The sequence below is a fragment of the Thermoanaerobacterium thermosaccharolyticum DSM 571 genome, from assembly GCF_000145615.1.
In the GTDB taxonomy this organism is placed as follows: Bacteria; Bacillota; Thermoanaerobacteria; order Thermoanaerobacterales; family Thermoanaerobacteraceae; genus Thermoanaerobacterium; species Thermoanaerobacterium thermosaccharolyticum.
Window position 1 is genome coordinate 1,679,188 of sequence record NC_014410.1, and the last position, 14,741, is coordinate 1,693,928.

The 14,741-nt window shown below is 32.5% G+C and carries 13 protein-coding genes and 1 pseudogene; 1 reads left to right on the top strand and 13 read right to left on the bottom strand.

The features are described from left to right. Positions 1–376 precede the first annotated feature (376 nt). The 11 genes and pseudogenes from TTHE_RS08365 to yhfZ form a co-directional block, all read right to left on the bottom strand. On the bottom strand, positions 377–1,660 hold the full coding sequence (locus tag TTHE_RS08365) for an IS110 family RNA-guided transposase (RefSeq protein WP_013296871.1): 1,284 nt from the start codon (positions 1,658–1,660) through the stop codon (positions 377–379). 244 nt (positions 1,661–1,904) lie between these two features. Next, positions 1,905–3,010 (bottom strand): annotated as a pseudogene (locus TTHE_RS13980) (IS3 family transposase). A 384-nt stretch (positions 3,011–3,394) separates the two neighbouring features. Continuing rightward, complete coding sequence (locus TTHE_RS08380; protein WP_013298159.1) at positions 3,395–4,612, bottom strand: phosphopentomutase; 1,218 nt, start codon at positions 4,610–4,612, stop codon at positions 3,395–3,397. A 14-nt stretch (positions 4,613–4,626) separates the two neighbouring features. Continuing rightward, a complete protein-coding gene (locus TTHE_RS08385; RefSeq protein ID WP_013298160.1) occupies positions 4,627–5,808 on the bottom strand; it encodes a YhfX family PLP-dependent enzyme in 1,182 nt (393 codons plus the stop codon). A gap of 11 nt (positions 5,809–5,819) precedes the next feature. Then, the gene (locus tag TTHE_RS08390) at positions 5,820–6,911 is read right to left on the bottom strand and encodes an aminotransferase class V-fold PLP-dependent enzyme (RefSeq protein ID WP_013298161.1); all 1,092 of its coding nucleotides are present in this window, start codon (positions 6,909–6,911) and stop codon (positions 5,820–5,822) included. A 3-nt stretch (positions 6,912–6,914) separates the two neighbouring features. After that, a complete protein-coding gene (locus TTHE_RS08395; RefSeq protein ID WP_013298162.1) occupies positions 6,915–7,814 on the bottom strand; it encodes a phosphotriesterase family protein in 900 nt (299 codons plus the stop codon). Then, a complete protein-coding gene (locus TTHE_RS08400; RefSeq protein ID WP_231292630.1) occupies positions 7,815–8,903 on the bottom strand; it encodes an amidase in 1,089 nt (362 codons plus the stop codon). It lies immediately after the preceding gene. A gap of 69 nt (positions 8,904–8,972) precedes the next feature. Further along, positions 8,973–10,256, bottom strand: a complete 1,284-nt coding sequence (locus TTHE_RS08405; protein ID WP_013298164.1) for a YhfT family protein — start codon at positions 10,254–10,256, stop codon at positions 8,973–8,975. A gap of 12 nt (positions 10,257–10,268) precedes the next feature. Next, positions 10,269–10,637, bottom strand: a complete 369-nt coding sequence (locus TTHE_RS08410; protein ID WP_013298165.1) for a DUF2620 domain-containing protein — start codon at positions 10,635–10,637, stop codon at positions 10,269–10,271. Beyond that, a complete protein-coding gene (locus TTHE_RS08415; protein WP_013298166.1) occupies positions 10,634–11,008 on the bottom strand; it encodes a PRD domain-containing protein in 375 nt (124 codons plus the stop codon). Before TTHE_RS08415 ends, TTHE_RS08410 begins: the two co-directional genes overlap by 4 nt. Before the next feature lie 61 nt (positions 11,009–11,069). After that, complete coding sequence (gene yhfZ / locus TTHE_RS08420) at positions 11,070–11,999, bottom strand: GntR family transcriptional regulator YhfZ (RefSeq protein ID WP_013298167.1); 930 nt, start codon at positions 11,997–11,999, stop codon at positions 11,070–11,072. A 162-nt stretch (positions 12,000–12,161) separates the two neighbouring features. Here yhfZ and TTHE_RS14190 point away from each other — a divergent pair, with 162 nt between their 5' ends. After that, the gene (locus TTHE_RS14190; protein WP_013298168.1) at positions 12,162–12,299 is read left to right on the top strand and encodes a hypothetical protein; all 138 of its coding nucleotides are present in this window, start codon (positions 12,162–12,164) and stop codon (positions 12,297–12,299) included. A gap of 405 nt (positions 12,300–12,704) precedes the next feature. Here TTHE_RS14190 and TTHE_RS08425 read toward each other — a convergent pair whose 3' ends face one another. Then, complete coding sequence (locus TTHE_RS08425) at positions 12,705–13,619, bottom strand: pseudouridine-5'-phosphate glycosidase (protein WP_013298169.1); 915 nt, start codon at positions 13,617–13,619, stop codon at positions 12,705–12,707. Beyond that, the gene (locus TTHE_RS08430; protein WP_013298170.1) at positions 13,612–14,718 is read right to left on the bottom strand and encodes a carbohydrate kinase; all 1,107 of its coding nucleotides are present in this window, start codon (positions 14,716–14,718) and stop codon (positions 13,612–13,614) included. Before TTHE_RS08430 ends, TTHE_RS08425 begins: the two co-directional genes overlap by 8 nt. Between the last annotated feature and the right edge of the window lie 23 nt (positions 14,719–14,741).

Below are 14,741 nucleotides of genomic sequence, written 5' to 3' on the forward strand. Positions count from 1 at the left end.
TCCATATTTTGGCCTATGAATTCCACTTAAGCTCATGTGGCATACCCTCCCATGTCTCACAGGATCTTTGTCCTTAATTCCTTCGTTCTGCCTTACATGAGGTGGATGTCAGTTATGCTCCCTTGCTGGGTCTTAAGCCCTTATGGTGAAATTACCAACCTGACAATTCCGGCTCTCTTTGTCAATCTTCGAATTTTTAAATTGAGTTTTAAATCTTTATTTGCTTTATTTTTAGCACCGCTTAATTATCCAAACCATCGCAGGAGCGAGGCTGTCAAGGGTCAGCTTTGTGAAGTGAAACGCAGCAAAGCTGAGACGTGGTCCTTGCCCTTGACTGACGAGGGACTGCGGTGTATCATCACCACAGCGGTGCAATTTATGCAGCATTCCTAATCTCTGGTCTTTTTATATCTCTTAACATCTTATTTCCGTTGTATTTTACTCCTTTTTTCAGTATGACAAAAAATACTCTGATTAGCTTGCAGCATAAAACTATCATTGACTGTTTCTTTTTAAGCGGGTTTTCTTTTCTTGTGGTGTAGTATTTGTGTAATTCCTGAAATTCTTTATTGTTTGCAAGTATTGGCATTATCATTTTGTATAGAGCACTTCTTAGCCTCCTTCTTCCTCTTTTGCTTATGGTGGTTTGCCCTTTATGCTGTCCTGAACTATTCTCTACCAGATTGTAACCCGCAAGCTTCTGTATTTGTTTTGGATGCTCATATCTTGTTATATCGCCAACTTCAGCAATAAATATTGCTGCTGTTATTACTCCTACACCTTTTATACTTAGCATTTCATTAGCACCAGGTACTTGCATGAAAAGTTCTTCTATTTTGCTTTCTATTTTTTTTAACTGTTTTACAAGCATTTCGTACTGTTCAAGTATAATTTTTATCTCTATCTCTGCCATCTCAATGCCATCTCTTTTACCAACACTTTGACTGGCAGCTTCTATAAGCTTTAAAGCCCTCTTTGCACCTACAGCACGATTAATTTCCTTTTTCCAAGCTGCAAGTATTTCCTCAGCTCCAATACCTAATATCTTTGCAGGCGTTGGAAATTCTTTTAACGTTATCAGTGCTGCTTTCCCTTCCCAATCTGCAAAAACTTTATTAAACTCAGGAAAGTATATATCAAGCCATCTTGCAACTCGGTTCTTTATCTTGTTTAAATCCTTTGTAAGCATCTCTCTTATGTCCACTGCAATTCTAAGTTCGCTGTATATACCCTCAGGTATATTAGGTTCAACATATCTTCCATCTTTAACTAGCATTGCAATTGTCTTAGGGTCTTTCCTGTCATTTTTAGTTGGCGAGTTATCATCAAATTCCTTACTTCTCTTTACATGGAATGGATTTACCAGTACCACCTTATGGTTCTTATCTCTAAGAAACTGTGCAAAGCAGAGCCAATAATGGCCTGTTGGTTCCATGCCAACCATCAGATGCTCTTTGTTGCTTTTATTCATAATATCTGCAGCCCATTTTAAAAATCTTTTCATTCCATCAATGTCATTGCTAAATTCAATACGCTTACCGTATTCTATTCCTCTGAAATCGAAAGCTCTAGCGTGATGTATCTCTTTAGCAATGTCTACACCTACAATTAATGTCTTTTCTGTTATTTGCATTATTTTTGTATTTTGGTTATACTTCATATTAGGTACCTCCTTGTTATTTGAGAGTCGTGTTCATGAACAATCGACATCTTGTATTTTATCAGGAGGTACTTTTTATTTCAAATCTTATATTTCTTTATTACAGGAATGCTCTCCATATATAAATTATATATACATCTATTTATATTGAAAAGAAAAACTTCTTGCCAATAAGTTACGGCAAAATTTATCCATATTCAATATTAATATTTGGACTTGTGTCAATAGAGTAGACACAAAAAGTTTAATTTTTAGCCATTAGAAGAGCAGTTTCATAAACCTCTTGTGGGGTCTTGTAATTAATAGCACTATGAATCCTTCTTCGGTTCCAAGATTCGATATATTCAAAGACTACTCTTCCAGCATCATTAAAAATTATCTCTTCCTTTTTTAATACAGAATGGTATGATTCTATACAAGCATTGTCATAGGGACTGCCTTTCCTGCTAAAGGAATGAGCTATGCCTTTAGAGGATAGATAGTCCTTAAATTTTAAGCTTGTATACTGCGTCCCAAGATCACTATGTAGAATAATGTCTTTTGTGTCTTTAAACATTAAGGCAGGCATTTTCTATCGCCTTGATTGCTAATTCCGTCGTCATACAAGTACCATATGCATACCCTATAATCCTTTTGCTATAGAGGTCCATAACAGAAGCAAGATAAGTCCATCCGTCTTTAATTTTATAGATGTATGTGATATCGGTGCACCATTTTTCGTTAATATTTGAAGCTTTAGAGTCTCTACTGATAATATTTTCCTTTTCCTCTACATTTGGCTTTGATGAATGGGGACGAAACTTTTTTACCACAATAGAGTAAAGTTCCATATATAACGCTGTACTCTTTTAAGAGAAATATGTTTTCCACGGCCTTCTAAAGCTTTCTGGATTTTAGGAGCACCATAACGACATTTGCTTTCAGTAAAACTTTTTATTTCGGCTTTCAGCTTATCTGCTTTTACTTGACGTTTTGAGGGTACACATCTAATAGCCTTATAGTAAGTACTTCTAGAGAATTTTAAAACTTTGCAAATTAATTTTACGGTATATTGAGCTTTGTATTTTTTAATGAATGCAACAATTTCATCTATCGTTTTCTTGCGAATATGGCGGTAGCTTTTTTTAATATTTCATTCTCCATTTCGAGTTCAGCAATACGTTTCTTCATTGCCTGATAATCCTTTGCTGAAATTTCATCATTTTCAGAGACTTTTACAGGAGAAAGCTGCTTTATCCACTTATAAATAGTTACTGTTGTTACGCCATATTCACGACTCAGGTCTAATACTGACTGACCAGATTGATATAGTTCAGCAATTTGCTGTTTAAATTCTTCTGAATATCGAATACCATTTTTGAACACTGTTTAACACTCACCTTTCCTTAAATTATTCTATCGTATTAAACTTTTCGTGTCCACGCTTATATACTAACACCACCTTAGCTGAACCGCTTTGGTGAAAGTTTTTCTTTTATATTATATAATTACACAATTATCTTTTATATATAGATAAGTTGTTTCCCTGATTCTTAATATTATTACAACTATTGTCTGGGTAATATTACTAATTACTTTGCTAATAATTATTTTAAAATGTCATATACTACCTTTACACCATCTTTTACAAAAAGCACATCCAAGTTTTTATAAGGATGTGCTTAATAACTTATAAGTCATACGTATATATTTTAATCATGAACGCCAGTAAAATGTACATTTATGAAAATCTGTTCATTGACAGTAATCATCTTTTATCAATTTTAAAAAGCTTCTACCATTTTGCGTTTTATCAGTATTAAAATAATTAGAAATTGTGGCACCGATGTCTGATAATGTTTCTCTTTCCCCTAAGTTAACAGTTTTTATGTTTTTTCCATAAACCAGAAGAGCAGCTTTTTCTCTCGTATGATGGCTATGTCCTATAGTTGGGTCATTGCCATGGTCGCCAGTAATAAATAAAATATCATCTTCTTTCATATTTTTTATTACATTCGGTATAAAGTTGTCAACAATTTTTAGCTTTTCAGCATAATTTTTTACGTTCTGCGAATGCCCTGCAAGATCAGTTTCTTGTACATTTGCCATTATGAGTCCATTAGATACATTTTTTAGTTTATTGAGTAATAAATTTAAAACCCCATTTGTATCAACGCATGGATTGTAATCAGCCCCTTCACAGTTTATTACATCTGCGGCTTTGCCAATAAGTGACACCTCATATCCATGCTTTTTTAAGATTGTAGTAATTTGTGTATTAGGGTCTATACCATATCCAAGATGTCTAACCATATAACCTTTATTATAAACGCCCGACTTTGGACAGTTTATTCCAACTATATTCGGCCCCTTCACTTCAACGGCATTTAATATATCATTTACTGTTATTCCCCTACCACCAAGTACGATAACCCTTCCAACCTCTACATTATTTCTAACTATTTTACCAATCTTTAATTCATCTTCGAATGAAATATAATCCAATGGTGCTGTTACGTTATAATTTAACCCTAGATCTGCTTCGATGTTATCCGCAATAGTAACAAGATCATTTACGAGTAAGAATGGATGATTAATATCTGGTACTGTAACTTTATATCCAGCATTTTTAAGTTCATAAATAACTTTGTCAATATAATCCTTAAAGGGCCGTATTAATGCCTTTTTTGGTTTTGTACCTACAATTTCCTGATGCCCTTGAAAAGTATCAGCACCTTCATGTGCTAGATTAGAACATCCATAACTCGCAATGGGATTTGCTACTTTACAGAGTGTTTTACTATCAACTAAATATCCAATTCCCATAGCTTCTAAATTTGGTAATCTGTAATTTTCATTTACCTCCGATACATGCTTTAAAGTATTTGCTCCTCTATCTTGGGTACGAACAATTGGCACATCTATCATTTCACCTACTCCAAGGCTATCAATTACAAGGATTATCGCTCTCATTATTACCCTTCTTCCTAAAATTTATCTAGTAAATTCCCTTTAGAATCATATATATAAGTTAATTTTGGATTATTTTTAGATAATCCTTCAACAATGGCCACTTTTGCACGTGTAATAAAAATTTGAGTCCTAAATGAATATATGACAGTATCACCAACATTAACTTTGCCGCCGTTTAATAATATAGTTCCGTAGTAATCAATAGATTCAGCTGGCAACTCTTCAACATCATATCTTTTTTCTAAAATATCATCTATATTTCCTGATACCAACGCATGTTTCATTTTTGAGCGGGCATAAAATCCACCTCCAAAACAATATGCTTTATTGCCCGAAATATGTGATATTTCTGATACATATACAAGTGCTGGTTTTTCAGGTTGGTTATTATTATATGCGTGTATAGGCGTAGTACCTGTTAAGGCATGACCTGGTTCACCATGTGTTATTCCATACTTTTTTAATATTGGCATTGAAGAACAGCAAGTTACACTTGGACCATTTACCTGCAATACATTAATTCCCATTTCACTTAATATATTCTTAGCTCTTAAAAGTGTTTCTGCATTGTGTGTTGCCTTAATTTTTCTGCTATTATAGTCATATAAAAAGCAAGGAAATGACGTTATTCCAACAATATCTATATTTTTTAACCTTAAAATATTACTTGCTATTTTTCTTAAATCTTTTAATTTTATACCACCATATTGACCAGGATATATATCGTCCTTATCATCTATAACTCTTAATAATATATTCTGTCTTATCCCTAATTTTTCTGCGATATCAGATAATTCAGCTGCTTTATCGTAAGAAAAACAAGTAATAACATCAGGATGCATTTTTAATGATGCCATTATATCATTTTTAGGTATTTGGACTAGATGACCTATATGTCCTATTTTAAGACCATTTTTGTACAAAATTTTCGCTTCGTCTATATCAACAGCTACTGCTTTTTCGATCCCCGCTTCTTCAATTATTTTAGCGACAATCGGATTTCTTCCAAACTGTTTAGTCATATAATAAAGTATTATATTGTTTTTGTTCGCAGCTTCTTTTAACAACTTTGCATTTTCATATATTGAATCTAAATCAAGTACATAGGTATTAGGTCCTATTTTGCCATTTCTATGAAGTTTAGTAGCTTCTATGATTAATTCTGGATTTCTTCTAATAACTGTGTCCAAAAACATTTCATCATCTCCTAAGAAATACTTTTCTTTATAGCCTCTTTCAGAATTCTAATGACTGTGTCCGCCCCAGCTCTCATAGGATTTATCCGTATTACATATTGTTTCATTTCAGGATTATTTTTGATGAAAGTTCCAGATACTCTATAAAACATTGCACCAATTTCATATCTTGATTCAGATCCTACAGGGTATGGAACAGCGCCAATTTCCTCAGAATTTCTTAATACTTTCTCTGCTATAGGTTCATTAAATTCAACGAGGACAACTCTTGATTGTGCATTTGCAATATAAGCTTTCTTTATTCCTCTTATTTCGCCTTTATTAAGCCTTTCTACAATTTCGTCTACTTGCATAGCTTGTATTGCTAACGAAACAGGTGTGTAAACTAAAGATCTTAATGCATCCATAGCTTCAGGGCCTTGTACCTGACTACCGCCGGAATAATTAATTCTACGTATCTTATCGATTATATCCTTTTTACCAACAACGCATCCAATGCCTTCTGGTCCTAATAATTTAAACATTGAAAAAACAGACACATCAGCTCCTATCTGAACTCCTATTTTGGGTACTTTCATAACCGTATAATTTTCATCGGTAATAATAGGGAGATTTGATTTTGATTTAATTAAACTAATTACTTCGGACATATCATAACTATCATCAGGTTTTTGCCTAGAATGTTGTATTAATATAGCATTAATATTATTGTAATTTATTGTTTTCAAATTTGTGTAATCATTAAAGTTTACTTTAGTAATATTTAATCCCATCATATCTATTATATTTTGTGTCGTTGGATATACAGGTGCATCATGCACAAGTAAAGTATCATTTGTTTTTAAAATGCTTGTTAAAGCAAGCCTCATTGCACCTGTTCCCGCCCCTCTAACAAGTGCAGCTTCTTCAACATTGAAAAACTTAGCAAGGACTTTTTCTACTTTTGCTGTAGTTTTTGGACGACCAAACTCTAGGGACACTCCATAGTCACCCGCTTCAAGAAGTTCGTGTCCTTGAAAGACTGATTGTATATCATCAACTAACTTAAACTGAAATTTTATTGCATCATCTAAACTAATTTGTTTAATTGGATTAGTTTTCATTTTTTAGCCTCCAATCAATGTAATTGGATTATCATATAAAATTGTTTTTATATTTTCATCCGATACTCCGTTACTTGTTAAAATAGGAATAAATTTATCACATATATATGAATGACCATATCCACCGTAATATTTTAAATGTGATTTTCTTGTTATATCTAAAGAAAGCAACAATTTTTTAGTATATCCTTTATCAATAAGGGATTTTATAAACTTTGCTCTTATTTCATCAGGCTGATAGTTATTTTTACCTATGGTATCGAAAGCAATGTAACATCCATTATCAAGCAATTTTAAATAATAATCCAAATCGGGATTTAAATCTACATGTCCTATAACAACCTTTTCTAGGTTTACATTCATGTTTTTGAATATTTGTAATTGTTCGAGTCCTAGCTTACCTAAAGTTGTATGTGTTATTATAGGAGCACCAGTCTCATTGTGCGCTATTGATGCTGCAATAAATACTTTTTTCTCTATATCTTTTATATTATCTTTACTGGTACCTATTTCTCCAATTACTGATGCTTTGAATTCCGTTTCATCTATTCCATTTAAAATTTCGTCAACTAATATTCTTGATAATTCATTTACACTTTTTTCAACTACATTATCTGGTAAAAAAGGATCCTTATAAAATCCAGTTGATAATATTACATTAATTCCTGATTTTTCAGAAATGTATTTTATTTTTCTAACATTTCTCCCCATTCCTATATTTGTAACATCTATGATTGTATTAATACCATTATTTTTAAGTTCTTTTAAATCATCAATCATAGCATTTAGATCATCCAAATTGGTGTCATTGTCACCTTTAACCGTTGAGAGGTCAACCGTTAAGTGTTCATGTATAAGTGTATTCCCCATATTTTTAAATTTACTTTTATTATCAAGTATCATTTATTCCACCTCAAACAAAATATCATCATATTTTAAACCATCAAAATATTCTTTATATAAAGAAGGTACCTTTATCTTTTTACTAATTATTTCAGCCAATTTTATAGCTGCCATGCCACATTTCAATCCGCTTTTTGCTATTATAAGGATTCCGACTCCTAAATTCTCTGTAGGTATTGTTATTGCTGTAGAATCTATCATATTTGCAATTTTAAGGAGATATTTTCCAGATTTATTTTGAATATAAGAACCAACTTTACCTAAATTACCTAAAACAGAATCACCTTCTCCAAATAAATCAATTGGCCCCTCTTTTGTTATTATAATATCCACATCATTGAAAGCTTTTATAACTTTTTTTATTGAAATACTTCTATCAGTCACATTGCTAAGATCTTCTTCAATAATGCTTATCTTTTCGTCAGATAGTATCTTTTTCACATCGTTAAGATTTTTATTAACATCTCCTAAAATCGGCAAGTTTATATCTCCTTTTTTTGGGATACCGACTTTAATATTTTCAAATTCATATTCTTCTTTACTAACAAGTTCTCTAATAACATCTATACAAGTAGTTAGCTCATTAGCTATAATCCCAATACCAGGTACAAATTTAATATTATCTGTTGATTTCTTTATTTCTCTTCCTTTAAGTCCTAATCCTTTTGCCATAATCGCCGGCAAATTACACGACATTGCCGGTGCAAGTACTGACCCTCCGCCATCTGTTCCTATGGCAAAATCATTTATACCAATTAAAACATTAATACACCCAGCACTTGTAGAACCTGTCATAATCCTACCAGTCAAAGGATTTACTCTGTCAACATCTATAGCTCTTCCACCATTTGCCATGTCATCAACTGTAAGCCAAATGTAATTCCCGCTATTTGTTAATTTTGTAATATATTTTTTACTAATCTGAGATGTATTTTTTACACCAAAAAAATATAACTTATCGTATTTTTCCAATGACTTCTCAGCATATTCTATAGCTTTATAATTAATATATTTTACACTATACCCTTGATTATCTCTAGCTTTATTAATAGCTTTAGCAAGTCTAGCCATTTCTTTAACTTTTAACATATTATTGATTGTACTCATTTTATCACCTTAGTATTCTTTGTAAATAAAGGGGGAAAACTCCCCCTTTTATTATTTAACAGGTGGAACATACAAACCAAATATAGCGAGCAAATTTACAAGTATTCCAACAATGATGGCTGCCACAGGTCCTACTGCCATTCTAACTACCGGCCTACCTGCTATCTCATTAATTAAGTATATTCCAATGACAATAAATATACCAAGACCAGGCAAAGCCATGTTTGCCGCATTTGCACCACCAATCAATAGCGCAACCTCCAAAAGTTGCCCCATAGCAGTCCTTATGTTGTCAGCAGATTTCTTTATCCCTGGAAACTTATCCATAAATGATGCTATGCCACCTAAAAGATATACTTCTGCTACAATAATTACTAATCCAAGTATCGCTGCTACAATTGGATTATTAGTGAAAAGCGCCGCAGCAAATATAAATGTCATGCCAACTGGTCCATAAACCCCTGTCGCTATAGCAGTTGTTGCAACAAGTGGCACAAAGCCAATTGCCCTTGCTAATGCTGCTAAAGCCGCTGCCGAATAATTACCCTTTGACACTAAAGTAAGTGATATAGGATCACCCGCTAGAATATGTGATGCAGTTGCAGCAGATACAAGTGCACCCATAATTGCAAGAATCCATACATTTTTCTTTATACGTTTCACTCTTTCACTGAAAAGAGTAGCAATATTTGTTGACCCAGCTTCCTTTTTTTCTGTCATCGCATATATTAGTAATACAATCATACCAGCAAGTAAAGCCATGCCCTCAGGATTCAAAGTTATTTTATTTCCACCGACAACAATCGGCGAAAATCTAGCAACTAAAGCGCGAACTAATGCAGAAATCCCTAAAGTTATAAGTCCATTCTTTACGCCATATTGATATGCGATAGCAAGTGCTGGAAAGGCTGCAAATGCATAAAGTACAGGTGTTCCGACTTGACCCATTGGGTCAAAAAAGTTAACAGGTAATTTTTTAAATATATTAATTATCCATTGTAATCCTATAAGAAGTCCTATGCCCCATATTGCTCCTATTACACCAGACACGATATACCCAACTTTTCCTTTTGGCGACCATGTCCCTATAATATCTGTACCAAGTAAAATACTATGAATGAGAAGTATTGTAGCACTTATAGATACAGGTATGCCAAATCCTATAACCAATCCAAAACATAAAGCAAAGCTAGTTGCTGCCAATTCTGCCTTATTCATTCTTCCCTCAAGGTATTCAGGCATAATAGGTCTAAGACCATCGTTGAATACTGCTATACCACCATTAGCAAGTATTGCAGCTAAAGCTCCGATTAAGGCAATTAAAACTATTTTCAATTTGTTCTCCTCCTATTCCTTATTTTTCAAAATTGCGTTTACGATGTAAGTAATAGCCTTCTCAATGTGGTCATTTGTAAAACCAAATGCTACTTTGCCGTCGGCTACAGCCTTTAATACATCTTGTTCTTTTGGCGGCTTACCAGGCATTGAAACTGTTGCGCATTTCTGTGCTGTTAATAATGCCATCGCCATTGCTAATGCACCACCTCCTCCAGTTGAACATGCACCAACGTAATAATCTGCTTTTCCCGTCTTTACTGCCATAGCAGCCTCAATATCTGATTTTATCTCAACGCTTACATTATCACCTCCTAAATCCTTTATTAATTGCGCTACCTTTTGTTTATCAACAGCCCCTCCTACAACAAATCTAATCATTTATTACAACCCCTTTCTAACAGATTACATAAATGTAATATTATAAATCTCCTTTCTGACTCCGGTAAAATAGTATTAGAAATACCCTCTATTTTCTCCAAAATATCGACCGCTTCTTTATAGCTTAAACACTTTTTTATCTCATCATAAATATCATCATCCAAAACTTCGTTTACATAATTATTATTCTTTACTCTTTGTATCATCATGGCTATATGAGTTATAAACATTTCATACTGTTCATTATTTCTGTAAATCGTATCATACGATTTCAATAGATCATCAATTTTTAGTGTCATGCTTAATGTTTCTCTATCTATTGCATTTCCTTTCAATAATATATCTAGCCGCATTGTTATATTGTCATTCAATATTATCCCTCCGAACATTTTACTGTATTTTGTATATTACTTTATTATAAATTTTTTAAATTTAATACTCAGGAAAGATCTCATTTAATAAAACTTTTCTTTGAATATCAATAACCTCTTTCTTATTAACAAATCTCTCTATAATTTTATCAATTCCCCAATTATCTTTTAGTACAACAAGTACAGCTTTTGTATTATCTTCATTTAATTCTTTAGTTTTTTTATTTTTAAGCGGAACATTTTTAATTGAAAGTCCTCTATCTTCTATTTCATCGTAATTCCAAATTGCTGCATCGACACTTTTATTAATTATATTGCTTATTATTTGATTATATGATTGTTCTACAAACTCTACTTCTTTATCTTGGCATTCATAACATGTCAAAATAAAATGATCGATAGATGTCGGATCAAGCGCCACTCTCATTCCATTTTCTATTTCTTCTTTATCATTTTCTGCAAATATTATTTTATGCGCTCCAACATAAGTATTCAATCCAAAATCTGTAACAATCTTTATATTTCTGCCCGCTTCAATGTTCAATTTTGCAGCAAGCATTGATAATATTGCAAAATCATACTTCCCATTTTCTAGTGCGTCTATTCTTCTCTCGCTTCCTCTCATATATGCCATATTAAATGGTATGTTTTCCCTTTCAAAGGCTTTATATATACCGGTAGCAAGTCCCTCATATCTTTTAGAATATGGCAAAGGCATAACACCAGATATTATTGGTAGACCTGCATAATCCCATAGCTTCTTATAATTTATATTTTCTACAAATGTTCCAAGATGTCCTCTTGGATCTAATTTAATAGCATCATTATCTTCTAAATATTTTATTGCCGATTGTATTGTCCCTCTGCCTAGGTCAAACTTTTTTGAATATTCTCCAATTGTTAGAATCCTTTCACCCTTTTTTATAGATAGAAGTTCTCTGGATAATAGAGTTACCGCTATGCCATTCTTTGTTAGTAAATCTTTAATCATTTATTTCACCTTAAACAATATACTATATTTTGTATATTGATATTATAGCATTTATTTTAGATCATTGCAAGAATAATTTTTAATATCTGTAATTATTCTGTGATAATTTCATATTGAATTTATTCTGATAAAATGTCATGTATGAGATAGGAGATATTCAATATGACTCAAAAAGAAATAACTCGTCTTAGAAAAAATAAAGTTATTAAAAAATTTATGCTGAATATAATGATAGCAATTATACCATATTTAATTACGTCATTAAATAAAAAAATACCTGTTTTTGTACAGGCATATTAATATTCTGATACGTACATTTTACCGCATTTTTTACACTGAATTACACAGTGCTGCACGCTGTCGTCCTAAAATTAGTCTGCCTTAACAGGTTCAATTGCAAGTGTTATAAGTACATTTTAGCCACATGTACACGGATTTAAAGGTTCTATATAATCTTACACGATTTATATGATATTTTATCAAATAAAATTCAATATAACATTACATAGAATAATTACATTTTTGACTCTCAGCTTTAGAAATTTACCTCATCTTTATTTAAGTTTCGGACATGTAATTACCTTACAATGATTTTTCTAATTTCAATATAATCATTATAACGAATGATTGATGGTCTAAAAAGGTATTTCCCTGTACCTACATATTTTCACTGTCTGCAAAAACTATTAGCTAAGTTTCTAAATATTAGTTTAACTTATTTAGTTCTACCGCAATTTTTGCACCTACTATGGCATTATTCTTTACCAGTTCAATATTTGCTTTTAAGCTATCACCAGATGTTATATCCTTAATTTTCTCAAGAAGAAATGGTGTTAATTTCTTACCTTTAATATTGTTTGCATCTGCTTCTTCCAAAGCTTTATATATTGCTTTTTCAATATATTCTCTATTCATTGAATACTCTTCAGGTATAGGATTTGCGATGATTAACCCACCCTTCAATCCAATGTCCCATTTAACTTTTATAATTTTAGCTGCTTCGACTTCATCATTTATCATATAATCAACTTTAAGACCACTATTTCTAGTATAAAAAGCCGGCAGTTCATCTGTTTTGAAGCCTAAAACAGGGACACCTTGTGTTTCAAGATATTCAAGTGTTAATGGCAAGTCGAGTATAGCTTTTGCACCGGAACATATCACGGCTACATTTGTTTTCGCAAGCTCTTGCAAATCCGCGGAAATATCAAAAGTATGTTCAGCGCCTCTATGCACCCCGCCAATTCCTCCAGTTACAAATATCTTTATTCCGGCTAAGCTTGCACAGATCATTGTTGCGGAAACAGTCGTAGCAGCGCTTAGACCTTTTGATATTACTGGTGGGATATCCCTCCTACTAGCTTTCAAAATATCTTTTGATGTTGCTAAGAATTCTAATTCTTTTTTATTTATTCCAATTTTTATTTTACCATCGATTATTGCTATCGTTGCTGGAACAGCACCATTATCCCTAACTATATCCTCGAGCATATTGGCTGTTTTTATATTCTCTGGATATGGCATTCCATGTGAAATAATGGTTGATTCAAGAGCAACAACCGGAAGTCCTTTATCAATCGCGTTTTTAACTTCTTCATTTATTTCTAAATATTTATACATACTTATTCTCCTTTACAATTCTATCTAAAATTTTTCTATTAAGAAATGGATTTACAGATTCAGATGATGATAATGTAAATGTTGCAGCGGCTATTCCATATCTCACAGAATCTTCTATAGACATATCATTAATAATACCATAGATAAAACCGGCTGTTAATGCATCACCCGCACCAGTTGCATCAATGACATTGACCTTATATGAATCTACATATCCTTCATACTCATTTGAGCTTAAATAAACACCTCTTTCACCAAGCGTTACAATAACATTTTTTGTACCCAATTTTCTTATTTCTTTTGTTACTTTTATCATATCATTATCATTAATTATCTCGGTTTCTAATAATGATCCCAATTCATCTCGATTTGGTGTGATATAATCTATATTACCCAGTACTTTCTTTAATTTTTTCGATTTATCAATAGAAACTGGTTCCGCAAGTACAGGTATATTCTTTCTTGCACATGCATCCACAACATATTCAATAGATGATTCAGGAATATTTGTATCTATGACTACAATTCTACTGTTATTAATAATATCTATCTTTTTTTCAAGATATTTAACATTTAGTTCTTCTAAAACTTCCATCCCTGATATTGCAATATCCATATTACCTGTATTATCGATAATTGCTAAATATATTCCGGTGTGTTTTGTATCTGAGGTAGCGATGTGTTCACAATTAACGCCAGTTTTTCTTGTCTCTGTTATAATTCTTTTACCTTCATCGTCATTTCCTATTATACTCAAAAAAGTTACAGGGACATCTAGTAACGCAAGGTTGTTAGCTATATTTCTTCCTACTCCGCCAAGAGTAATCTCGACATGGCCAGGATTTGAAGTATACTTTTTTAGAGTATCAAATGTCATACCTTTTATGTCAATGTTAGCTCCACCTATTACAGTCACACCTTTTTTGTCGTTTACTACATATCCTCTTCCGTTTATAAATCCTTTTTTAATCAAATTAGCAATATGACCTGCAACAGCTGAACGGCTGATACCAATCGTATTTGCAAGCTCTTCCTGTGATACCATTGGATTTGATTTAATGTGCTCGTATATTTCCTTTTCTCTTTTAGTTAATGACACTTCCACCACCGCCTAAACATTTG